Raw genomic sequence first — 22,242 nt, forward strand, 5'->3', positions numbered from 1 at the left:
CCCTGCGGCGCGATATCCAGCAAACCGATGGGATCCGGTGCCAGTATGGGCCTATGACAGCACCGCGCATTCTCGTCGTGGACGACGAACCGAACATCCGTGACCTGCTGATCACCGGGCTGAAGTTCGCCGGATACCAGGTCCGCGCCGTCGGCAACGGCGCGCAGACGATCTCGGCGGTGCTCGAGGAGGAGCCCGATCTGATCGTGCTCGATGTGATGCTGCCCGACATGAACGGCTTCAGCGTCACCAAGCGGCTCCGCGGGGCGGGCTACACCGCGCCGATCCTCTTCCTCACCGCCAAGGACGAGACCGAGGACAAGATCGAGGGGCTCAACGCCGGCGGCGACGACTACGTCACCAAGCCGTTCAGCCTCGACGAGATCGTCGCGCGCATCCAGGCGATCCTGCGTCGCACGATGCAGGCCGACGAGGAGTCGATCATCCGGGCCGGCGAGCTGACGATGGACCAGGACACCCACGACGTCCAGGTCGGCGATGTCTCGATCGATCTGTCGCCCACCGAGTTCAAGCTGCTGCGCTACCTGATGCTCAACCCGAACCGGGTGCTCAGCAAGGCCCAGATCCTCGATCACGTCTGGGAGTACGACTTCAACGGCGACGCCGGCATCGTCGAGAGCTACATCTCGTACCTGCGGCGCAAGATCGATCCGCACTCGTCCGAGCCGCTGATCCAGACCAAGCGCGGCTTCGGATACATGCTCAAGGCCGACAAGTCGGCCTGATCCGCGGGAGCGCAGACGCCTGAGCGATTCCGCGAACGACGGCGTCACCCGATGGTGGCGCGGCATCAGCCTGCGCACGAAGGTCACGGGCGTCATCGTCACCCTGCTGGCGATGGGGCTGATCGCGGCGGGCGTGGGAACGATGATCTTCCTGCGCAACGCCCAGGTCGCCGCGCTCGACGGGAGCCTCCGCTCGCTCGCCCCGACCGACCTGGCGAGCACGGTGATGGATGTCACCGTCGAAGACGGCATCGCGCTCTTCGAGGCGAAGGAGTCACCGGCGCCGACCACCTTCGTCGTCGCGATCTACAGCGCCGAGGGCGAGCTGCTGTCGGTCGCGGGCGGACCCGAGTCGGTCCGCCCCGATCTGCCCGCTTCGTTCCCCCTCGACCGCACGGTCGTCAAGGGCACCGAGCCTTTCGAGCTCGCCGCCCGTCAGGGAACCGGCACCTTCCACGCGAGTGTCGATGTCCTCCAGCCCGAGGGGTCGCGTGAGAGCTATACGCAGCTCGTCGCGCTGCCGCTCACCTCGGTGACACAGACCGTCGCGAACTTCATCAGCATCTACACCGTGATCGCCGCCCTCATCCTCGTGGCCGGCGCTCTCGGCACCCGCTGGCTCGTGACCCTCACCTTCCGCAGCCTCAGCCAGGTCGAGGAGACCGCGATGACGATCGCGGCGGGCGATCTGAGCCAGCGCATGGGCGACATCTCCCCCGGTACCGAGGTCGGCCGGCTGAAGATCGCCATCAATGCGATGCTCGACCGTATCGACACCGCCCTGGCCCAGCGCGACGCCACGGTCCAGCAGATGCGGCGGTTCATCGGCGACGCCAGCCACGAGCTGCGCACACCGCTCGTGACGGTCCGCGGATACGCGGAGCTGTACCGCATGGGCGCGATCACCGACGCCGAGCACACCGCGCAGTCGATGGAGCGGATCGAGAAAGAGGCCGTTCGGATGAGCGGCCTCGTTGAAGACCTCCTGGCCCTCGCGCGCCTCGACGAACGCCGTGACCTGGTCATCACGCCGGTCGACCTGCGTCCCATCGCCCGTGACGCCGCGCTCGACACGCGAGCGGCGGCGCCCGAGCGCCATGTCTCGGTGATCGAGTACTCCGATGAGACGCTCACGGTGGATCTGCCGACGAACACGGGGACCGGCGCGACGACGAAGCGTTCGGGCGGTGCCCGCAACCGCACCGGCCAGACGCTCTCCCGCCTGCGTCGGCGACCGAAGGACGAGCGGGGCGCACGCTCGGGAGACTCCGGCACGGCGTCCCGGAAGACGGATGCCGCGTCGGCGAACACGTCACCCGGCGCGACCACGGACACGAAGCCGCTGCTGCAGCCGAGCGAGCCGCCGCTCGTACCGGTCGTCCTCGGCGACGAGAACCGCATCCGCCAGGTCGTCGCCAACCTCATCGGCAACGCGCGGCGCTACAGCCCGGAGGGCACCCCGATCGAGATCGCCGTGGGCCTGGACCGCGACGCCCGCATGGGATGGATCTCGGTGATCGATCACGGCGAAGGCATCCCCGAACCCCTGCGCGAGAAGATCTTCCAGCGGTTCTGGCGGGCCGACACGTCGCGCACGCGCGAGACCGGCGGCTCGGGCCTCGGCCTGTCCATCGTCGCCTCGATCGTGGAGGCGCTGCACGGTTCGATCGACGTCCAGGCCACGCCGGGCGGCGGCGCCACGTTCCGGGTCGCATTCCCCTTGGCCGATCGCCGCGAGGCCGCCGAGCATCTCTGGATCGAGACCCAACCGCTGCCGCGTCTGCGCGACGAGCGCTGAGCGGAGTCGCGGCGGCTTCTCCCCCGCCGCACCGGGCACTGGCCTCTCCCCGATCGCATCCGCGCGCGAGCGCAGCGGGTCGACGGCGACCTAGCGTGTCGGCATCCACCGCACACGACGCAAGGAGCGACATGGCCACCTTTTCGATCGACAGCGACGCCGTAGCGAGCGCCACCGCCGCCATCCGCGCCACCTCGGAACGCATCGAGAGCGACACCGGCGCGATGATGGCGCAACTGACACAACTGCAGGGCTCGTGGACCGGCAGCGCCGCTCTCGCTTTCCAGGCCGTCGTGGAGAGGTGGCGCGCGGCGCAGCGCGAGGTGGAAGCGGCGCTCGGCGACATCGGATCGGCACTGGATGCCGCCGGCCAACAGTACCTGCAGGCCGAGGCTGCGGCCGCGGGCTTGTTCCGCTGACGCCCCTCCGAAACGCAGAACGGCCCCTCCCGAAGGAGGGGCCGTTCTGTATGCGATGGATCAGAAGTCCATGCCACCCGTGGGGTCGCCCGCGGGAGCCGGGGTCTTCTCCGGCTTGTCCGCCACGACCGCCTCGGTCGTGAGGAACAGGCCCGCGATCGACGCGGCGTTCTGCAGCGCGGAGCGCGTCACCTTGGCCGGGTCGATGATGCCCTGCTCGAACAGGTTGCCGTACTCGCCGGTCGCGGCGTTCAGGCCGTGTCCGATCTCGAGCTCGGCCACCTTGTTGGCGACGACGCCCGGCTCGAGGCCGGCGTTCAGAGCGATCTGCTTCAGCGGAGCCTCGATCGCGACCTTGACGATGTTCGCACCGGTCGCCTCGTCGCCCGAGAGCTCGAGACCGCTGAACGCGTTCTTGCCGGCCTGGATGAGTGCGACACCACCACCGGCGACGACACCCTCTTCCACAGCTGCCTTGGCGTTGCGGACGGCGTCCTCGATGCGGTGCTTGCGCTCCTTGAGCTCGACCTCGGTCGCAGCTCCGGCCTTGATGACGGCGACGCCACCGGCGAGCTTCGCGAGGCGCTCCTGGAGCTTCTCGCGGTCGTAGTCACTGTCGGTGTTGTCGATCTCGCGACGGATCTGGGTCACGCGGCCCTCGAGCTGAGCCGAGTCACCGGCACCCTCGACGATCGTGGTCTCGTCCTTCGTGATGATGACCTTGCGCGCACGGCCGAGCAGGTCGACGGTGGCGTTCTCGAGCTTGAGGCCCACCTCTTCGGTGATGACCTGGCCGCCGGTGAGGATCGCGATGTCCTGCAGCTGAGCCTTGCGACGGTCGCCGAAGCCGGGAGCCTTGACGGCAGCCGACTTGAAGATGCCGCGGATCTTGTTGAGGACCAGCGTCGCGAGAGCCTCGCCCTCGACGTCCTCGGCGATGATGAGGAGCTCCTTGCCCTCCTGGATCACCTTGTCGACGATGGGCAGAAGGTCCTTGATGTTCGAGATCTTCTGGTTCGCGATGAGGATGTACGGGTCCTCGAAGACGGCCTCCTGGCGCTCCGGGTCCGTGACGAAGTAGGGGTTGATGTAACCCTTGTCGAAGCGCATGCCCTCGGTGAGCTCGAGCTCGGTGCCGAAGGTGTTCGACTCCTCGACGGTGACGACGCCCTCCTTGCCGACCTTGTCGATGGCCTCGGCGATCAGCTCGCCGATCGAGGCGTCAGCAGCCGAGATCGAAGCGGTGGCAGCGATCTGCTCCTTCGACTCGACCTCCTTGGCGTCAGCGAGGAGCTGGTCGGTGATGGCCTTGACGGCCTTCTCGATGCCCTTCTTGAGCGAGATGGGGTCGGCGCCGGCTGCGACGTTGCGCAGGCCTTCGCGGACGAGCGCCTGAGCGAGGACGGTCGCGGTGGTCGTTCCGTCACCGGCGACGTCGTCGGTCTTCTTGGCGACCTCCTTGACGAGCTCCGCACCGATCTTCTCGTACGGGTCGTCGAGCTCGATCTCCTTGGCGATCGAGACGCCATCGTTCGTGATGGTGGGGGCGCCCCACTTCTTTTCGAGCACGACGTTGCGACCGCGCGGGCCGAGCGTCACCTTGACGGCGTCGGCCAGCGTGTTCAGGCCGCGCTCGAGGCCGCGGCGGGCCTCCTCGTCGAAAGCGATGATCTTTGCCATGTGTGTGTCGTCCCTCCCGGACGGTGGAGAACAGTCTTTAGCACTCGATGAACGTGAGTGCTAAAGCCATTCTGGCACTCGCCCATGGGGAGTGCAAGCCGCGTGGCCGGTGACGCGACCCGGGGAAACGACGGAGCGCACCGCGATGGCGGTGCGCTCCGTGGAGTGTTGCGATTCAGGCGACGACGCGCACCGATTCCGCTTGCGGACCCTTCTGCCCCGTCCCCACGGTGAACTCGACCGCCTGCCCCTCTTCGAGCACGCGGAAGCCGCTCATCTCGATGTTGGAGTAGTGGACGAAGACGTCCTGCCCTTCGTTCACGGTGATGAAGCCGAAACCCTTCTCGGCGTTGAACCACTTGACGGTGCCCTGTGTCATGCGAATCTCCTGATGCTGTGCGACAGCGTCATCGTATGCAGGGCGTTCCGCCGGATCCGGCGCTTCCGGTCACTGTTGACACGGCCGCATCGAGAATTTCACGAGCGTGAAACACGCCCGGTCGTCAGCCCTCGCCGCCACCGCCCGCGCGGTCCTCGCCGACGACCACGGTGAGCTGCTTGCTGGGCTCCCCGTCCGCGCCGTCCGGGCCTGCATAGGCCTCGCTCATCTCCACGTCCGCTCCGCCGATCACTTGGGCGAGGCCCCGCGCGGCACCCTCGTCCTCCGCATGGACGTAGAAGATCGTGGTCGTCGCGAAGTCATGAGTGCTGGCGTCACCCGCGTCGACGACATCCGAGTTCCATCCGGCACCGACGACGGTGTCGCGGAGGGCGGTCGCCAGTCCGCGCTCCGACGTCGCGTTGAGGATCAGGACGGGATACGAGGTGTCGACGACCGGATCGGCCTCGACGGGAGCCTCGACCACGGACGTCGCCGTGGGCGCCGCCGGGAACAGCCCGATGCGACCGGTGACGATCATCGTGCCGAGGACGCCCGCCGCCACCAGGACGAGGACCGCGACGGCAGCCCAGACCAGGAGCACGCCGGCACGCAGCCGGGGGTTCTCGGCCCGGTGGGCGCCGACGCGGGTGGTGTCGGCGGGCAGCTCGTCGAAGCGGTCTTTCGGGTATGTCGTTGTCGGCACGGAGGAATGCTATCTGCCGAAGCTTCGCGTCACATGGCCGCGCGGTCGGCGCGCGAGCGCTCGGCCGCCGCACGCATGCGCCGCAGGCGGTGCACGAGCAGGGGGTCGTGCGACACCGCGTCGACCGACTCGATGATCCGCCCGAGCAGCTGGTAGTACCGCGCAGGGCTCAGCGAGAGCTCTTCGCGAACGGCCTCTTCTTTCGCGCCGCTGTGAGCACCCCAACGCGCCTCGAAATCGAGGATCGAGCGGTCGCGTTCGGAAAGTGCCACGTCTCCACGCTACGACCGCGCGCGCTCGGAGCCGGGACGCCACTCCCACCATCGCCCGAGCGGGTCGGCCGCAGCGTCGATCTCCCCGTCGAGGGCGACCGCGAAGCCGTCGCGCCAGCCGGAGGGAGCACCGCCTGCCCAGCCGTCATGGGTGGCGGGCTCGTCGATCGTCAGCCAGCGCCCCAGTCCGCGCGCACGCGTGACCACGCCCGCGCGTCGTTCCCGCGGGATGTGCACGAGCACCCCGGGCGTGGTGATCACGAGCGTCGCGTCGGCCGGGGCGAGCGCTGCCACGTCCGGAAGAAGGTCGTACGCGTCGCCGGCGAACAGAAGGGGCGGGTCGGATGCCGCGACAGCCGCCGCCGCTCGGATGCGCTCCGCCCGCCCGCTCTCGCCCGGCCACACCAGGCGCGTCAGCCAGTCGACGTCGCGGGGATCGCGCACGTCCAACGGGGCGAGATCGATGCCGGCGCGCCAGACGATCTCGGGATGCCGCACGCGCGGCATCCGCACCCCCCTCACCTCGCTCGGCAGCTCGACCACGGCTGCCCCCGCGGGCGGGTCGAGGCGCGTCTCGCGGTCGTCACCCCGGTACCGATACGAGTAGCGGTCGGGATACAGGCACAACCCGGCACTCGCTCCGATCTCGAGCAGCGCGATAGGCCCCGAGACGCGCGACAGCGTCGGAAGAAGCGCCGCGCAGCGGAGCGGCTCGTTCGTCTGCACCGAGCGGACGAGGGTCTCCGAGACGACGGCGTCGGCATGATCGAGCACCCACGATGCCCACGACGACGAATCCACGTCGCCGGAACCGAGCAGGCGGCAGACCGCGAACACGAGCGGCGGCTGGCGCCGGTTCGCGGGAAGCCGCGACAGCACCTGCTGCAGGTCGCGGTCTTCGACGACGCGCCGCGCCCATGCCGCGTAGAGATCCGATCGCCCGGGTGCCTCGTAGACGGCGAAGCGTCGGTAGCGCTCGATCACAGCGGCGAACTCGTCGGACATGAAGCCATTCTCAGGGAACATCGACCCGCAACGTCGAGTTGAATAGGACGAGGCGAAGGAGCAGACATGACCTATTCCGTGAACAAGACCGACGAGCAGTGGCGCGAGGAGCTCACCCCTGAGCAGTACGCGGTGCTGCGGCAGGCCGGCACCGAGCGCGCGTGGACCGGGGAGCTGCTCGACGAGAGCCGCGCGGGCCTGTACACCTGCGCCGCCTGCGGCGCCGAGCTGTTCCAGAGCGGAACGAAGTTCGACTCGCACTGCGGTTGGCCGAGCTTCTACGAGTCGGTGCGCCCCGAGGCCGTCGAGCTGATCGAGGACCGCTCGCACGGCATGGTGCGCACGGAAGTGCGCTGCGCGAACTGCGGTTCGCACCTGGGGCACGTCTTCCCCGACGGTTTCGGCACGCCCACTGGAGACCGCTACTGCATGAACTCGCTGTCGCTGTCGTTCACTCCCGAGCAGGAGAAGTGACCGGAGCCTTCGAGGCCGCCGGCGCACGCCGGTCGTGGTCGAAGGTCACCGACGAAGCACCCTCGCACGAGGAGCTCGTGCGACTGGTCTCGGCCGCGGGGCGGGTCGCCGACCACTCGTCGTTGCGTCCGTGGCGGCTCATCGAGATCCGAGGCGACGGGCGGACGCGGCTGGGCCGTGCGCTGAACAAGGCCGAGGGCAAACGCGGTGTCTCGACGAAGCCGATGCGCGCCCCGCTGCTCATCGCGGTCGTCGCCAGCTACAGCAAGAAGAGCAAGGTCCCGCGGTGGGAGCAGGAGGCCGTGGCATCGGGCGTCGCTCACATGCTGAGCCTGCTTCTCGACGAGGCCGGGTGGGGCGTGTTCTGGCGCACGGGCGGCGCGACGCGATCCAAGGCGGTCGCGAAGGCGCACAAGCTCGGCAAGCGCGAAGAGCTACTCGGCTGGCTCTATGTCGGCGGTAAGCCCGCAGACCGCGACTCCGGGCGCCGCAAGTCGATCGACGGCGAGTCGTTTCTGAGCCCGATGCCCTGAATCGCCCTCAGGTCGGAGGCTGCGAGCGGGATCGGAGCCTGCGGGCCGACAGACGACGCTCGTCGAGGAGGTCGGCGATGTCGACGTCGAGCGCTGCCGAGATCCGCGCCAGCTCCTCGATCGACATCGCCGATGGCTGCCGAACGTGCAAGCGGCGGGCGAGCGTTCGCATCGGGATCCCGCTCGCCTCTGCCAGCCATTCCTGCGTCAACCGCTCATCCGCGAGAACCGCGCGGATGGACCGAGCCACTCGAGCGCTTAGCAAGCCGTCTGCCATATGGCAACACTATTGACGCCCTTGCCACATGGCAATAGTTCAGCCAAACTTGGCACGTGCCCACAGGAAGAACACCGGAACCCGGCTCGCTCAGCCGTCATGTCGCGAATCTGCTCGCCGCTGAGATCGCTCGTCGCGGACTGCGTCAGACCGATGTCGCCGCCCAGGCCGGCATGTCGGCCTCGCAGCTGTCGCGCGTCCTCGCCGCGAAGAAGGTCTTCACGATCGATCAGCTCGACGCGGTGTGCCGCGCCGTCGGCATCCCCATCGGGCAGGTCGTCGTCATGCCCGGCCGGCGGCGGTGGCCCGGCAGCGGAGCCGTCGACATCGCCGTGTCCAAGGCGCCGCAGAACGACCGCGGAGCGGACGAGTGTGACGGATGATGCAGCCGAGCGGCAGAATGCCGACAACTCCGCCAAACTGGGCACGTGCCCTCAGGAAAGACCCCGGAAGCCGGCCCGCTCAGTCGTCATGTGGCGAGTCTGCTCGCCACCGAGATCGCACGCCGCGGACTGCGCCAGACCGACGTCGCCGCCCAAGCGGGCATGTCGGCCTCGCAATTGTCGCGGGTGCTCGCTGCCAAGAAGGTCTTCACGATCGACCAACTCGACGCCGTCTGCCGCGCGGTCGGCATTCCCATCGCGCAGGTCGTCGTCATGCCGGGCCGGCAGTCTCGCCGGACCCGCGACGGGTCTCCCCTCCCCCGCATCGATGTCGGCCCCTCACGCGATACTGAGCGGGCGGTGGCCAAAGCGCCACACGATGACCGCGGAGGGGACGACGGTGACGGATGACGAACTTCTCGACACACTCGATCTTCTCGGCGTACGCCTGACCATCACCGACCTGCCTCCCGACCGCGACGGAGAGTACGAGCACGGGCTCCGCGTCGTCCGACTCCGGCCGGGAATGGCCCGACGCCTCCACCGGTCGGTCCTGGCGCACGAGTGCGCCCACGCCGTGCACGGCGACGTGCCGCTTCGCGACCCGCACCACGCCGAACGGCAAGAGGCGAGAGCCGACGAATGGGCGGCGCGGATGCTGGTGTCCGTCGACGAGTACGCGCGCGCCGAGAGCATCCACGACGGACACGTGGATGCGATGGCCCTCGAGCTCGACGTGACCGTCGACCTCATCCGGGCCTTCCAACGCACGCTCCGGCACCCTCGCACCCTTCGTATGCCAGACATTCCGACGGGCGCGCCGCGGTAGCACAGCGATCCGCATGCAGCCGACCGCATGAGTCGAGACGTAAAATCGAGGGATGCCCGGAGGCGCCTCGAGCGCGGGTCGGAGGCAGAAGCCGCTGGCCACCGGAGACACCGCGGGAGTCGCATTGCACGGAAACGCCACCACTCGTTACGACGACGTCGCCCTCCTCTCGGTGGCGAGTGTCCTCCCCTCCCGCATCACCCCGTCAGACGCGATAGAGGAGCGGCTGTCGGATGTGCTGCGTCAGCTGAAGCTCAAGCCCGGACTGCTGCGACGCGTCGCGGGCGTGAACGAGCGACGCAATTGGGCGGCGGGCGAGTCGTCCGACGACGCGACGATCCAGGCCGGTCGGCGAGCGCTCGACGAGGCGGGTGTGCGCCCGGACCAGATCGGACTGCTCATCAACACCTCCGTGTCGCGCAAGCATCTCGAGCCGTCGGTCGCGGTGCGGCTGCACCACGGGCTCGGCCTCCCCACCTCGGCCATCAACTTCGACGTGGCCAATGCCTGCCTCGGATTCATCAACGGCATGAGCCTCGCGTCGGGCATGATCCAATCGGGCCAGATCGACTACGCGATCATCGTCAACGGCGAGGATGCCGACGAGATCCAGGTCAACACCGTCGAGCGACTCAATCGCGGCGGTCTCGGCCGCGACGGCTTCATGAGCGAGTTCGCGTCGCTCACGCTCGGCTCCGGCGCCGCCGCGGCCGTGCTGGGGCGGGCGAGCGAGAACCCCGGCGGGCACCGGATCGTCGGTGGCGTCACCCGCGCGGCCACGCAGTTCCACGAGCTGTGCGTCGGCAGCGTCGACGGGATGTTCACCGACGCCAAAGCGCTCCTGAAAGGCGGGCTCGCGCTCGTCGTCGATGCGTGGAAGGAAGCGCAGTCGACCTTTTCGTGGTCGACGATCGACCGCTACATCACGCATCAGGTCTCGTCCGTGCACACCAACGCGATCGTTAAGGCGGTCGGTCTCGACCGGCGTCGTGTGCCGGTGACCTACCCTCACCTGGGCAACGTCGGACCGGCGTCCATCCCGATCACCCTCGATGCGGAGAAGTCGACGTTGCAGCGTGGCGACCGGGTCCTGCTGATGGGGGTCGGGTCGGGCCTGAACACCAGCATGCTGGAGCTCGCCTGGTGATCCCCTCGGTGCCGCGGGAGCTGCCCGGAGTAGAGAGCAACGTATCGACGACCCGCGTCGTCACCGGTGTCGGCGCCGACGCCGGGTCGCAGCGCCGGTGGCACCTGCTCGACACCGCCCCGCTGCTCGCGCGCGAAGGCATCACGCCCGTCGGGACGATCGTCGCCGTGCACGGCAACCCGACCTGGTCGTATCTCTGGCGCGGGCTCGTCGCTGCGTCGCTGCAGCGTGCACGGGCCGGCGGGCCGGCCTGGCGGATCGTCGCCGTCGACCAGCTCGAGATGGGCTACTCCGAACGGACGTCGCTGACGAGAGGCCTGCCGCAGCGCATCGCCGACCTCGGTGCGATCATCGACGATCTCGACATCGCCGGCACGCTCGTCACTCTCGGACACGACTGGGGCGGCCCGGTCTCTCTCGGGTGGGCCGTGCGCAATCGTGACCGGGTCGACGCCGTCGCCGTGCTCAACACGGCTGTGCACCACCCGGCCGGGATGCCGCTGCCCTCGGCGCTGCGCGTCGCGGGAGCCCGATCGCTGCTGGCCACCACGACGGTCAAGACGACCGCGTTCCTCGACACGACTCTCGCGCTGGCCGATCCCCCGCTCGCGCCCGACGTGCGCGCCGCCTACCGGGCGCCCTACGCGTCGAGCGAGCTCCGCCGGGGCATCGGCGCTTTCGTCGCCGACATTCCCGCGACTCCCGACCACCCGAGCACGCCGGCGCTCGATGAGCTCGCGGGCGGTCTCGTCGACCTCACCGTGCCCGCCCTGCTGCTGCGCGGACCGCGCGACCCCGTCTTCGGCGAGCACCACCTCGACGATCTCGCGCGTCGCCTCCCGCACGCCGACGTCCACCGTTTCGAAGGCGCCGGTCACATGCTCGCCGAGGAACGACCGTACGCAGAGCTGGTGCTCGACTGGCTCGACGACAGGGGCCTGTCCGGCGGCGACCACGGCGACCCCGTCGACCGCGGCGTCCGCGCCGAGGAGGAGAACGCGCACGACGACGCTCAGCCGTTCGTTCCGATCTGGCAGCGACTGTACGACCGCCGCGACGACGGTGACACCGCCGTGGTCGACCTCACCCGTCGGGTCGGCGGCGAACCGCTCGATGTCAGCTGGAACGAACTCGCGCAGCGCGTCGACCAGCTCGCCGCCGGATTCGCGGCGTTCGGCATCCGTCCCGGAGACCGCGTCTCGCTCCTGGTCCAACCCGGCCCGACCCTGACGGCCGTGCTCTACGCATGCCTTCGCATCGGTGCCGTCGTGGTCGTCGCGGACCGGGGGCTGGGCATCCGCGGACTCTCGCGGGCCGTTCGCGGCACCGAGCCCGCTTTCGTCATCGGCGAGCAGGCGGGCCTCGCAGCGGCCCGCGCACTCGGATGGCCCGGCCGACGCGTCTCGGCGCCGAACCTCCCGGCGCCGGCGGCGCGCGCGCTCGGCGTCGAGGCGAGTCTGGCCGAGATCGCGGCTTCCGGGTCGCGTGCCACCGTTCCGGCACCCCCGGACGCGCACGACGAGGCGGCCATCCTCTTCACGTCGGGTTCGACGGGACCGGCGAAGGGCGTCGTCTATACGCACGCGCAACTGGCCGCGCTGCGCGACACCCTGGGGGCGCACTTCGACGTCACCCCGGACGTCGGACTGGTCACGGGCTTCGCTCCGTTCGCGCTGCTCGGGCCCGCGCTCGGGACGCGCTCGGCGACGCCGCGCATGGACGTCTCGGCACCGCGCACCCTCACGGCCTCCGCCGTCGCCGAAGCCGTGCGCGCCTCGCGTGCGCGAATCGTGTTCCTCTCCCCCGCCGCCGTCGCGAACGTCTGCGCCACAGCCGGCGCGCTCACTCCCGACGATCGCGCAGCGCTCGCGCAGGTCCGGACGTTCCTCTCGACCGGCGCGCCGGTGAGCATCGATCTCCTGCGTCAGGCGCACCAGCTCATGCCCGCCGCCGCGGCGCATACGCCGTACGGCATGACCGAGTGCCTGCTCGTCACCGACGTCACCCTCGACGAGCTCGAGAGCGCACAGCAGGCACCCGACGCCGGGGTCTGCGTCGGCACGCCGATCGGATCGGGCACGGTGCGCATCTCGGCTCTCGACGACGATGGGCGCGCAACGGGCGATCTGTCCGACACGCCGCACGTGACGGGTGAGATCGTCGTCTCGGCACCGCACCTCAAGCGCGGATATCACCGCCTCTGGGCTACCGACCGCGATGCCGTACGCGGCACTCAGGCGCATCCGGGACGCTGGCATCGCACCGGCGATGTCGGCCACCTCGACGGCGAAGGCAGGCTCTGGGTCGAGGGGCGGCTCCCCCACGTCATCGTCACGGCCGACGGCCCCGTGACGCCCGTCGGTCCCGAGCAGCAGATCGAGAGCATCGACGACGTTCGCCGTGCCGCGATCGTCGGGGTCGGACCACGTGGCCGCCAGGTCTGCGTCGCGGTCGTCGAGACGACACCCGGCGCGCGTCGGCCGGGCCTCGCACCGTCGGATCTGGCCGAGCGCATCCGCACGGCATCCGACACGCCCGTCGCTGCGGCGCTCGTCGTCCCGGCACTGCCGACCGACATCCGTCACAACTCCAAGATCGACCGGTCGCGCTTGGCGGCATGGGCCGAGCGCGTGCTCGCGGGCGCGAAGGCGAGCGCGCCGTGATCGTCCTCGCCACCGGTGCATCCGGATTTCTCGGTCGCGCCGTCGTCGCCGAGCTGATCTCCGCCGGACATGAGGTGCGGACCCTGCAGCGTCGCCCCTCGGGTGGCGTCGGCGCGCACGACATCCGGGGATCCGTCACGGATACGACGACCGTGTCGGATGCGGTGGCGGGCGCCGATGCCGTCGTCCACCTCGCCGCGAAGGTGTCGCTCGCCGGTGACCGGCGCGAGTTCCACGACGTCAACGTCGGCGGCACGACGACCCTCCTCGACGCCGCGGCGGCAGCCGGCGTGGCGCGCTTCGTCCAGGTCTCCTCACCATCGGTCGCCCATGCCGGGTCTGCGCTCGCGGGAGCGGGGGCCGACCCGGCCGACCCCGTCCGCGCGCGCGGCGAATACGCGCGCACGAAGGCGGAGGCCGAGCTCATCGCGCTGAGCCGCGACAGCGCAGCCATGCACGTCGTCGCGGTGCGGCCGCACCTGGTGTGGGGGCCGGGCGACCCGCAGCTCATCGAGCGCATCGTCGCTCGCGCGCGGCGGCGCACCCTGCCCCTCCTCAACGGCGGCACGGCGCTGATCGACACCACGTACGTCGATAACGCCGCCTCCGGCATCGTCGCGGCGCTGCACCGGGCGGATGCCGTCGGCGGTCGCGCCTACGTGCTCACCAACGGCGAACCGCGGCCCGTGGGCGACCTGATGGCCGGCATCTGCCGCGCGGCGGGAGCCCCCGAGCCGAAGCTGCGCCTACCGGCTGCCGTCGCGCGCGCGGCGGGAGCCGCCGTGGAGAAGGTCTGGGAGGTGCGTCCCGGCGCCGACGAGCCGCCGATGACGCGCTTCCTCGCCGAACAGCTGTCGACCGCGCACTGGTTCGATCAGACCGACATCCGGCGCGACCTGCAGTGGGCGCCGACCGTCTCGATCGATGAGGGCCTCGCGCGCCTCGCGGAGCACTACGCCGCTCGTCGCTGAGTCGCGCTCATCACACCTCAGCGGACTCGGCGCCGCCAGGGTACGACGGCGATGACGACGCCGACGAAGGCCACACCGGCCGCGACCGTGGCGGCCAGCAGCGACGGTCCGGCCGGAGGGGGCGCGATCGCATCGAGGACGATCGATGCGGCGAGCAGCCCCACGACCGATCCGAGGCCCAGGAGCAGTACCCCGGTGCGCTTCACCAGCGCGGCCGAGATGACGATGTAGACGACCCCCATCGCGCCGCCCAGGTACATCCAGGGCTCCGACGGCAGCGCCGCGGGCATTCCATTGCGGGTCACGCTCACCGCAGCCGCGATGCCGAGCGCGACGGACCCGCCCGTGAAGTTCACGACCGTCGTCGACAACGGGCTGCCGAGCTCCTGGCGCAGGCGCCCGTTGGTGCCCTGCTGCCAGGCGATGCCGGCTCCGGCGATGAGCGGCAGCGCCAGCATCCACCACGCGACCGGCTCACCCCGCTGACCGAGCGCGCACAGCACAACGCCGACGATCGCGAGCAGTCCCCCGACCAGGCGGGGCACGGTCACGGCGACCACCCCGGCGGGTCCGTACCCGACGCGGTCGAGCACCAGTCCGCCCGCCGTCTGGCCGGCGACCAACCCGACGGTGAAGAGCGCGACTCCGATCGTGGCGACGGTGAGTCCCTGCGTGGCGACCGTGACGGCGCCCGCGAGGCCGCCCAGCAGCATCCAGATCGGGATGCCGCGCCCCGCCCCCGCGATCAGGAGACGGAGTCCCCGCCGCCCGCTGGGAGCCAGCAGGGTGATCGCGAGGATGAGCACCAGCCCGCTTCCGAACGAGATGGATGCCGCGACGAACCCGTCACCGATCGCTGCGCCGAGCGCGCCGTTGATGCGCGCTTGAACGGCGGTGAGGACGCCGATGAACACCGTCGCGGCGATCGCCGCTCCGAGCGGCAGAGCCGGGGGTCGAGTCTGATCGGTCACTCGGTCAATAGTGCATCAGGAGCGCCGCACGCCACGAACCCGCGAGCACTGCATCCGCCCCCTCTTGACGCTCGCAGGACGAACCGGGACCGTGGAGAAGGAGAACGGGGAACGGTTCGCGGGTCTGGTCCGCACGTCGCACATCCCCCCTCGGTGCGGCGGCCGACCCGCGAATCGTTCTTCTCGGGGACCATCATGGGGCGATTCATCTATGGCAACGGCAACACCAAAGTCGAGATCGAGGACCGCGCGCTCGCGCACCTGCAGCAGGTGATCGGGTCGAAGCTGCGGCGCAACGAGTGCTTCTTCTTCACGTGGCGCGACGACGTGAGCATCGGCGACGGGCGGCGGTCGGTCTGGATCCATCAGAACGCCGACCTGGTATTCAAGTACCACGGTCACCGTTCGCCGCAGCTCAACCGCGACTGGCTCGAGGCGCTCACCGCCGTCGCGAATTCCGGGAGCGGTCTGTACCTGACCCCGGAGCCGACCCCTCGCGGTCGCGGCGGTCGCGATGCCGTGACGATGCACGATCGTGCCGACATGATCGGGCTGCACTGACGCGACGCTTAGGCTTGTCCCATGTACGTGGGCACCATTCGTCGTGTCGAGAACACCACCGTCGAGCTTGCCGGGCACTCGCTCGAGGAGATCCGCGATCAGGCGCAGGCTGCCGCGCCGGAGGGCTTCGACCTCGTGTCGGCTCCCGTCCAGATGATCAAGGGCAGCACAGAGCTGAAGGCGACCGCGACGTATCAGCGGCGCGACGGTTTGCGCGACATCGAGGCCGATGACCGGCAGGCGCTTTTCGCGCAGGTGCCGGAGGGCTGGCAGCTCGTCAACATCCGCAAGCACTGACGACGCGTCCGCGCGCCATCTCGTCGGGATGTCGTCGGGCCATGACAGTCTTCGGGCCGGGAGAGGAGAACCCGGCCTGTGGGGACCAACAAGCGCTACGCCGATGCGATCGATCGCCGTGCCGACGAGCGCACCGAGCGGGTCCTCATGCGCATCCCGCCGTGCACGATCCCGATGCAGGCCTACGGCCCCGACCCGCTCGAGTGGCCGGCGGAGCGGCCCACGGTGTGGGCATGGGTGTCGTGGCCGCACAAGCCGGCCGAACGGGTCGCGGCTGTCGCACACGGATGGAACGACCGCGTCGTGGTGGTGCATTGGATGAGCCCCGCCGGCGAGCTCAACACGGTCGTCTGGCGCAACGCCGTCACGCGTCGGAGCGACCACAGGCGCGGTTAGCCCGCCGAGCGCGAGTTGGCAACCCCGTGCCGCATCGCGGGGTGAGGTGGCATCGTGCACGGCGATGCGTTACGTGAAGTACGGGGGCGAGACTTTCATCACCAGCGACGCCGTCGCCCGCGCGCTGCTGGCTCTGACCGCGAGCGTCGCCGCCACATCGGGAAGTGAAGTCGTCACCATCCTCGCAATCGAGCCGGGATCGGAGGAACCCGCGCAGGTCGACCTCGTGATCGGGACGGGCATCCACATCCTGTCCCGGCCCGCCGCCATCGACATCCCGGAGCCGGATTTCGAGGATGCCGTCGGCTGGCTGCAGCTTCATCCCGACTATCCCCGGCTCGCGCCTGAGCCAGGCCCGACAGCCGACACCGACGACCTCACGTCGTGGAACGACGATTTCGGCGGAGCGATCGACATCATCTGAGCCGGCCGCAGTGTGGCACGGAGCTGTGGAACGCGACGTGCTGATCCCGTTTCAGTAGAGGCGAGCATCGAAGCGAACGCCGCGGGCGCGGGCGTCGGGAACGGTCGCGAGCTCAGGTGATAATGAGCGCTGGCAACACGACAGGGTGTTTTGCCGGGTGCCATTGGAGGAGCGCATGCCGTTTCGCACGAAGGAAACACTGGAGGCCTGGCTGGCCGAGTTCGCTGAGCTCGGTTACCCGATCAGCGAGCGGCTGCGGGTCATGCCTCAGGACGGCACCGGGGGCCACGACACCGGCCTCATCGGCCTCGACCTGGTGAACGCCGGCACCGTGACCTACCTGCAGCCCGAGCCCGTCGGGTCGACGCACTGGGCGATCACGTTCGAAGCGCGCGAGCAGGACGTCAAGCTCGACGCGGGCCGCGCCTTCGAACTCTCTTCAGAGCTCGCGATGGTGTCCGCTCTGTGCTCGTTCCTGCAGTCCAAGTCCGCCGCGTTCATCGCCAGCCGGGCGGCCTGAGGACTCAGTCGCCGGGCGGCTCCGGGACCAACCGCAACCCGGCCGCGCTGTTCGCCGCCTCATTGAGAACCACGAGCCACCGCCGGTTGAGGGTCCCCGTCGGCGCTTCGGTGAAGCTGAAGTACAGCGAGGAGGCGCGTGAGATCCAGACGCTTCCGTACTCGCCTTCCTGCCCCGCGGCCGCGTCGTCACCATGCGTGTCGGGCTCGCTGCCCCATGTGAAGACGAAGCTCTCGTCGCGACGGAGCTTGGTGACGATGACCGCACGGAGATGCTGCAGCGCCCAGTCGTCGATGTTGATGGCCGGTGCGACACCGTAGATCAGATGTCCCATGGTTCTCCCTCTCGAGCAGCGGTCCCGACCCGCCCCGGACCGGGGCTCCTCTGACGCCTGAGCGTCCGAGCGGCTGACCAAAATGTACCGCGCCCGTCGGGCGTCGGGAGACCGCGCCGAGGGTGCAAATGATGCGTCGCGCTCCCCCGCTCGCGCAAGCCACCTTGCATACTTTCGCCACCCGACGACAATTGTCCGGTGCGTCGGATCCACTACGGAACAGGCGTCGTCCTCACGACGGACGACGTCGCCGACGTGTTGCTCCGACTCAACGTCGCCCTCGCCAACCTTGCGCACTCCGAGCGGGTGACGATTCCCGTCGCGAGTGGCGATTCCGCGGACAGCAGCGTCGACCTCATCCTCGGCCCCGGCATCGCGATCATGTCCGAGCCCGCTCCGTGGCACGGAGACGAACCGGACTTCTCGACCGGTGCCACCCTGCTCCGGATGAACCCGCACTACCCCTATCGGCGCCCCGCCGGACAGGCGCAGCCGATGGCGCCGATCGAGACGGACGACTGGGACCCCGATCTCGAGGGCTACTGACACCGGACGGAGTCACGGAGCCGACTACGGGACTCGAACCCGTAACCCCCGTATTACAAGTACGGTGCGCTACCAATTGCGCCAAGTCGGCAAGGCGTCCAGTCTAGCGACGGACGCGAGCGGCGCCGAAACGCCGCGAGCCTCGACGGCGGCCCGTCAGGACGCGGGCGCCTCGGTCGGCGTCGGAGTCGGGGTGGGCGCGGACTTGTAGTACGCGTCGCTCGCGGTCGTCAGCACGAACTGCGAGAACTCGGCCGGGTCGCTCAGGTCGCCGATGTACTGCTTGCCGTTGACGAGCACCATCGGTGTTCCGGTCAGCGCCAGCCCATTCGTGTCAGGGATGCCGGCGACGGCGCGCTCGGTCGCCGACTTCGCCCATGCGGCGTACGAGCCCGACTCGATGCAGTCGCGGACCACGCGGGTCGAGTCGACGCCGGAAGCTTGCGCCATGTTGGCGAGCTCGGTGTCGGAGTAGCCGTCGGAGTCGACCTCGGGCTGACGCGTCAGCAGTTCGTTGTTGAACGCGAAGAAGGCATCGGGCGCGTTCGTCGCAACGCAGGCTGCAGCGCTGGCCGCGCGGAGCGAGTACTTCGTCCCGTTCGACTTCGCCGTCAGCATCGCGACCGGGTAGTAGCTGAGCGTGACCGCACCGTCGTCGACCCACGAGGTCAGCTGCTGCGCATTGGCGACCTGCCACTCGCGCGCGCCGGCGGAGAGGTAGTCGACGTAGACCCGGATCTCGACGGGCGGTGCCGTCGTGGAGGTCGGAGTAGGAAGGCCCTCGGCGGGAGTCGCGGCCGCGGCATCCGGGGCGGGCTCGGCAGGCGCGGACGCGTCGGTCTCGGCGGCGATGTCGGTGGAGACCGAGGTATTGACGACGTCGGCGACGACGAAACCGTCGCCCGACGCGGTGGCGGGCTCGAGCTGCGGCTTGCTGCCGGCGCTCGAGACGGTCATGGTGACGGCCACCGCTGCGGCTGCCACGACTCCGACAGCGAGCACCCCGAGACCCGAGCGACGCGCGATGCGCGCACGCGACTGCCGGGTGTGAACCTGCAGCGCCTTCTCGCGCACCGCCTCGCGACGGTCGATGACTGCCGGCGATTCGGGAGCGTCAGGAGTGTCGTCAGAAGACATGGAACCTCGGGGAACAGAAGTAAGGATGAGGCCGCGCGGGGCGACTCGCGGCGGGCCTCACGGGTCACTCGATGGTAATCAGCCAGCCTGGGAAAGCCCAGAGCACCACCCGGAATGCGTTGTCTCCCGCACCCCCGCGCCCGTGCCATACTGAGAGCGCGCCCGATGAGGGGCGTACGGGGGCGACCCCGTTCCATTCACAACGGATCGTCCGGCACGTACCTGCCGGTGAAGGAGAAGAAACGATGGCGACTGTCACTTTCGACAACGCAACCCGTCTGTACCCCGGTGGCACGCGCCCCGCGGTCGACAAGCTCAACCTCGAAGTGGGCGACGGCGAGTTCCTCGTCCTGGTCGGCCCCTCCGGTTGCGGAAAGTCCACCTCGCTGCGCATGCTCGCCGGCCTCGAAGAGGTCAACTCGGGCAGCATCCGCATCGGTGAGCGCGACGTCACCGACGTTCCCCCGAAGGACCGCGACATCGCGATGGTCTTCCAGAACTACGCGCTCTACCCGCACATGACGGTCGCCGAGAACATGGGCTTCGCGCTCAAGATCGCCGGCGTCGGCAAGGAAGAGCGCGCGCAGCGCGTGCTCGAGGCCGCCAAGCTCCTCGACCTCGAGGAGTACCTGACCCGCAAGCCGAAGGCCCTCTCGGGTGGTCAGCGTCAGCGTGTCGCGATGGGCCGCGCCATCGTCCGCAAGCCCCAGGTGTTCCTCATGGACGAGCCGCTGTCGAACCTCGACGCCAAGCTCCGCGTCCAGACGCGCACCCAGATCGCTTCGCTGCAGCGCAGCCTCGGCGTCACCACGGTCTACGTCACGCACGACCAGACCGAGGCCCTCACCATGGGTGACCGCATCGCGGTCCTCAAGGACGGCATCCTGCAGCAGGTCGGCACGCCGCGCGACCTGTACGAGAAGCCGAACAACGTCTTCGTCGCCGGCTTCATCGGCTCGCCCGCCATGAACCTGTTCACGGCGTCGCTCGCCGAGGGCGGCGTGCAGTTCGGCACCAAGGTCGCCGCGGTCGAGGCCGACACGCTCGGCAAGGCGCACGGCTCGACGGTCACGATCGGCATCCGCCCCGAGGACATCATCGTCAACCCCGAGGACGGCCAGGGCCTGACCGTCGACGTCGACCTGGTCGAGGAGCTCGGTGCTGACGGCTACCTCTACGGCCACACCGACATCAACGGCAAGCGCACCGACATCGTCGCGCGCGTCGACGGCCGCCGTCACCCGAACGCGGGCGACCGGGTCGTCCTCGCCCCCGTCACCGGACACGTCCACGTGTTCGACGGCGAGACCGGCGAGCGCCTCACCGACAAGGCCATCGCTTCGGCCTGATCCGGTATCTTCGTACGCTGCGGCGCGGGTGGCCTCTGGTCGCCCGCGCCGCAGTCTTTGCGCCTCACATCCGATCGGAGAATCCGTGACCGCCTCGCTCTCGATCACCGCCAGCAGCGTCGACCCGGGTCTGCTCGCCCTCCCCTGGTCGACGACCCTCGCCGATTGGTCGACGCCCGACATCGTCTACCTTCCCAAGGGCATCTCGCGTCACCTCGTGCGCTTCGCGAACCTGTCCGGACGCGTCGTGGCGATCAAGGAGACGACGGCGACGATGGCTCGGCGCGAGTACGAGATGCTCGGCTCGCTGCAGCGCCTCGACGTGCCCTGCGTCGAGCGCGTCGCAGTCATCGACGGACGTCGCGACGAGAACGGCGAGGAACTGCCCGCTGCCCTCGTCACGGCCCACCTGAAGTTCTCCCTCCCCTACCGCGCCCTCTTCACCCAGGTGCTGCGTCCCGACACGGCGACCCGTCTCGTCGACGCCCTCGCCGTGCTCCTCGTGCGCCTGCACAACGTCGGCTTCTTCTGGGGCGACGTCTCCCTGTCGAACACGCTCTTCCGCCGCGACGCCGGCGCGTTCGCCGCGTACCTGGTCGACGCCGAGACCGGCGAGCTGCATGAGCGGGGCCTCACGCGCGGTCAGCGGATGCACGACCTCGACATCGCACGCACGAACATCGCCGGCGAGATCATGGACCTCGAAGCCGGTGGCCGCCTCGAAGGCGGTGTGGACGCCATCGCGATCGCCGACGGCATCATGTCGTCGTATCACTCGCTGTGGGCGGCCCTCACCGACCAGGAGACGTTCTCGGCGAACGAGTCGTGGCGCATCACCGAGCGCGTCCAGAAGCTCAACTCGCTCGGGTTCGACATCGGCGAGATGTCGATCGACGCGGCCGCCGACGGCACACGCGTATCGATCCAACCGAAGGTCGTCGACGCCGGCCACCACCAGCGTCGCCTGCTCCGCCTGACGGGACTGGATGTCGAGGAGAACCAGGCCCGCCGTCTGCTCAACGACCTCGATGAGTTCAGCGCGCGTGTGTCACGCCTCGGGTCGAACGAGGAGATGGTCGCGCACGAGTGGCTCACCCGCGTGTTCGAGCCCGTCGTCCTCTCGGTGCCGTGGGACCTGCGCGCCAAGCTCGAACCGGCGGAGCTCTTCCATCAGGTGCTCGAGCACCGCTGGTACCTCTCGCAGACCGAGGGACGGTCCGTTCCCCTCGCGGAGGTGCTGTCGTCGTACGTCGAGAACGTGCTCCGTCACCGGCGCGACGAGGCGACCGTCATGGGGCCGCCGACCGAGACGATGTCGGTGCCGATCGTCACCGACTCCGTCCCGGTCGACGACGACGAGGCGGAGGTCGACTGGCGCGACCTGGTCTGAGCGCCAGGTCGCCCGCGCTCCGAGGGGGTGCGGCC

Annotated in this window: 28 protein-coding genes and 1 tRNA gene; 19 read left to right on the top strand and 10 right to left on the bottom strand. The window is 69.5% G+C overall.

Annotated features, from left to right (window positions below):
• The first annotated feature begins 53 nt into the window (after positions 1-53).
• The 3 genes from VC184_RS10090 (at position 54) to VC184_RS10100 (ending at position 2,963) form a co-directional block, all read left to right on the top strand.
• Positions 54-746, top strand: coding sequence for a response regulator transcription factor (locus VC184_RS10090; RefSeq protein ID WP_023954791.1), 693 nt, complete (start codon positions 54-56; stop codon positions 744-746).
• Positions 747-858: 112 nt separating this feature from the next.
• On the top strand, positions 859-2,544 hold the full coding sequence (locus tag VC184_RS10095) for a sensor histidine kinase (RefSeq protein WP_274178644.1): 1,686 nt from the start codon (positions 859-861) through the stop codon (positions 2,542-2,544).
• Positions 2,545-2,675: 131 nt separating this feature from the next.
• A complete protein-coding gene (locus tag VC184_RS10100) occupies positions 2,676-2,963 on the top strand; it encodes a WXG100 family type VII secretion target (protein ID WP_274178645.1) in 288 nt (95 codons plus the stop codon).
• A gap of 60 nt (positions 2,964-3,023) precedes the next feature.
• Here VC184_RS10100 and groL read toward each other — a convergent pair whose 3' ends face one another.
• From groL to VC184_RS10125, 5 genes are all read right to left on the bottom strand, one after another.
• On the bottom strand, positions 3,024-4,643 hold the full coding sequence (gene groL, locus VC184_RS10105) for a chaperonin GroEL (protein ID WP_112617101.1): 1,620 nt from the start codon (positions 4,641-4,643) through the stop codon (positions 3,024-3,026).
• Between the two features lie 175 nt (positions 4,644-4,818).
• The gene (locus tag VC184_RS10110) at positions 4,819-5,022 is read right to left on the bottom strand and encodes a cold-shock protein (protein WP_023954799.1); all 204 of its coding nucleotides are present in this window, start codon (positions 5,020-5,022) and stop codon (positions 4,819-4,821) included.
• A gap of 124 nt (positions 5,023-5,146) precedes the next feature.
• Positions 5,147-5,728, bottom strand: a complete 582-nt coding sequence (locus VC184_RS10115) for a LytR C-terminal domain-containing protein (protein WP_112617102.1) — start codon at positions 5,726-5,728, stop codon at positions 5,147-5,149.
• A 29-nt stretch (positions 5,729-5,757) separates the two neighbouring features.
• Positions 5,758-6,000: a DUF3263 domain-containing protein gene (locus tag VC184_RS10120; protein WP_112617103.1), complete on the bottom strand. Its 243-nt coding sequence runs from the start codon at positions 5,998-6,000 to the stop codon at positions 5,758-5,760.
• Between the two features lie 9 nt (positions 6,001-6,009).
• Positions 6,010-7,005, bottom strand: coding sequence for a DUF2332 domain-containing protein (locus VC184_RS10125; RefSeq protein ID WP_282501152.1), 996 nt, complete (start codon positions 7,003-7,005; stop codon positions 6,010-6,012).
• Positions 7,006-7,071: 66 nt separating this feature from the next.
• On the opposite strand from VC184_RS10125, the gene msrB reads away from it, so the two are divergent.
• Positions 7,072-7,479 (top strand): peptide-methionine (R)-S-oxide reductase MsrB, encoded by a 408-nt coding sequence (gene msrB, locus VC184_RS10130; RefSeq protein ID WP_023954808.1) that lies wholly within the window; start codon positions 7,072-7,074, stop codon positions 7,477-7,479.
• Entirely contained in the window at positions 7,476-8,012 is a 537-nt protein-coding gene (locus VC184_RS10135) for a nitroreductase family protein (RefSeq protein WP_282501154.1), read from the top strand. The genes msrB and VC184_RS10135 overlap by 4 nt, the downstream gene beginning before the upstream one ends.
• A 7-nt stretch (positions 8,013-8,019) precedes the next feature.
• On the opposite strand, the gene VC184_RS10140 is transcribed toward VC184_RS10135, so the two are convergent.
• Positions 8,020-8,262, bottom strand: coding sequence for a helix-turn-helix domain-containing protein (locus VC184_RS10140; RefSeq protein ID WP_162815455.1), 243 nt, complete (start codon positions 8,260-8,262; stop codon positions 8,020-8,022).
• An 83-nt stretch (positions 8,263-8,345) separates the two neighbouring features.
• On the opposite strand from VC184_RS10140, the gene VC184_RS10145 reads away from it, so the two are divergent.
• The 6 genes from VC184_RS10145 (at position 8,346) to VC184_RS10170 (ending at position 14,282) form a co-directional block, all read left to right on the top strand.
• Positions 8,346-8,672: a helix-turn-helix domain-containing protein gene (locus VC184_RS10145; RefSeq protein WP_282501155.1), complete on the top strand. Its 327-nt coding sequence runs from the start codon at positions 8,346-8,348 to the stop codon at positions 8,670-8,672.
• A 45-nt stretch (positions 8,673-8,717) separates the two neighbouring features.
• Positions 8,718-9,083 carry a helix-turn-helix domain-containing protein gene (locus tag VC184_RS10150; protein ID WP_282501156.1) on the top strand — a complete coding sequence of 122 codons (366 nt, stop codon included), beginning with the start codon at positions 8,718-8,720 and terminating at the stop codon, positions 9,081-9,083.
• Complete coding sequence (locus VC184_RS10155) at positions 9,073-9,501, top strand: ImmA/IrrE family metallo-endopeptidase (RefSeq protein ID WP_282501157.1); 429 nt, start codon at positions 9,073-9,075, stop codon at positions 9,499-9,501. The genes VC184_RS10150 and VC184_RS10155 overlap by 11 nt, the downstream gene beginning before the upstream one ends.
• A 124-nt stretch (positions 9,502-9,625) precedes the next feature.
• Entirely contained in the window at positions 9,626-10,648 is a 1,023-nt protein-coding gene (locus VC184_RS10160) for a 3-oxoacyl-ACP synthase III (protein ID WP_240309742.1), read from the top strand.
• Positions 10,649-10,656: 8 nt separating this feature from the next.
• Complete coding sequence (locus VC184_RS10165; protein WP_323986046.1) at positions 10,657-13,311, top strand: alpha/beta fold hydrolase; 2,655 nt, start codon at positions 10,657-10,659, stop codon at positions 13,309-13,311.
• Positions 13,308-14,282 carry an NAD-dependent epimerase/dehydratase family protein gene (locus tag VC184_RS10170; protein WP_282501159.1) on the top strand — a complete coding sequence of 325 codons (975 nt, stop codon included), beginning with the start codon at positions 13,308-13,310 and terminating at the stop codon, positions 14,280-14,282. Before VC184_RS10165 ends, VC184_RS10170 begins: the two co-directional genes overlap by 4 nt.
• A 17-nt stretch (positions 14,283-14,299) precedes the next feature.
• Here VC184_RS10170 and VC184_RS10175 read toward each other — a convergent pair whose 3' ends face one another.
• On the bottom strand, positions 14,300-15,253 hold the full coding sequence (locus VC184_RS10175) for a DMT family transporter (RefSeq protein WP_282501160.1): 954 nt from the start codon (positions 15,251-15,253) through the stop codon (positions 14,300-14,302).
• A gap of 195 nt (positions 15,254-15,448) precedes the next feature.
• Between VC184_RS10175 and VC184_RS10180 the strand changes: the two genes are divergently transcribed.
• The 5 genes from VC184_RS10180 (at position 15,449) to VC184_RS10200 (ending at position 17,451) form a co-directional block, all read left to right on the top strand.
• Positions 15,449-15,814 (top strand): DUF7882 family protein, encoded by a 366-nt coding sequence (locus tag VC184_RS10180; RefSeq protein WP_282501161.1) that lies wholly within the window; start codon positions 15,449-15,451, stop codon positions 15,812-15,814.
• Between the two features lie 21 nt (positions 15,815-15,835).
• The gene (locus VC184_RS10185; RefSeq protein ID WP_112617109.1) at positions 15,836-16,111 is read left to right on the top strand and encodes a hypothetical protein; all 276 of its coding nucleotides are present in this window, start codon (positions 15,836-15,838) and stop codon (positions 16,109-16,111) included.
• A 78-nt stretch (positions 16,112-16,189) separates the two neighbouring features.
• Complete coding sequence (locus tag VC184_RS10190; RefSeq protein WP_274178655.1) at positions 16,190-16,507, top strand: hypothetical protein; 318 nt, start codon at positions 16,190-16,192, stop codon at positions 16,505-16,507.
• 64 nt (positions 16,508-16,571) lie between these two features.
• On the top strand, positions 16,572-16,931 hold the full coding sequence (locus VC184_RS10195) for a hypothetical protein (RefSeq protein ID WP_274178656.1): 360 nt from the start codon (positions 16,572-16,574) through the stop codon (positions 16,929-16,931).
• 175 nt (positions 16,932-17,106) lie between these two features.
• Positions 17,107-17,451: a hypothetical protein gene (locus tag VC184_RS10200; protein WP_274178657.1), complete on the top strand. Its 345-nt coding sequence runs from the start codon at positions 17,107-17,109 to the stop codon at positions 17,449-17,451.
• 4 nt (positions 17,452-17,455) lie between these two features.
• Here the strand turns inward: VC184_RS10200 and VC184_RS10205 are convergent, their stop codons facing one another.
• Positions 17,456-17,785, bottom strand: a complete 330-nt coding sequence (locus VC184_RS10205) for a DUF7882 family protein (RefSeq protein ID WP_274178658.1) — start codon at positions 17,783-17,785, stop codon at positions 17,456-17,458.
• Positions 17,786-17,983: 198 nt separating this feature from the next.
• On the opposite strand from VC184_RS10205, the gene VC184_RS10210 reads away from it, so the two are divergent.
• Entirely contained in the window at positions 17,984-18,331 is a 348-nt protein-coding gene (locus VC184_RS10210; protein WP_323986052.1) for a hypothetical protein, read from the top strand.
• Positions 18,332-18,349: 18 nt separating this feature from the next.
• Here the strand turns inward: VC184_RS10210 and VC184_RS10215 are convergent.
• Both VC184_RS10215 and VC184_RS10220 read right to left on the bottom strand, forming a co-directional pair.
• Positions 18,350-18,422, bottom strand: a tRNA-Thr gene (locus VC184_RS10215).
• Between the two features lie 65 nt (positions 18,423-18,487).
• Positions 18,488-19,468, bottom strand: a complete 981-nt coding sequence (locus VC184_RS10220; protein WP_112617115.1) for a DsbA family protein — start codon at positions 19,466-19,468, stop codon at positions 18,488-18,490.
• Positions 19,469-19,713: 245 nt separating this feature from the next.
• Here VC184_RS10220 and VC184_RS10225 point away from each other — a divergent pair, with 245 nt between their 5' ends.
• Together VC184_RS10225 and VC184_RS10230 are read left to right on the top strand one after the other, a co-directional pair.
• The gene (locus VC184_RS10225; RefSeq protein WP_274178662.1) at positions 19,714-20,817 is read left to right on the top strand and encodes an ABC transporter ATP-binding protein; all 1,104 of its coding nucleotides are present in this window, start codon (positions 19,714-19,716) and stop codon (positions 20,815-20,817) included.
• Positions 20,818-20,902: 85 nt separating this feature from the next.
• Positions 20,903-22,207, top strand: a complete 1,305-nt coding sequence (locus tag VC184_RS10230; protein ID WP_112617117.1) for a DUF4032 domain-containing protein — start codon at positions 20,903-20,905, stop codon at positions 22,205-22,207.
• Positions 22,208-22,242: the final 35 nt, after the last annotated feature.

The sequence above is a fragment of the Microbacterium plantarum genome, assembly GCF_035231185.1.
Classification (GTDB): Bacteria; Actinomycetota; Actinomycetes; order Actinomycetales; family Microbacteriaceae; genus Microbacterium; species Microbacterium plantarum.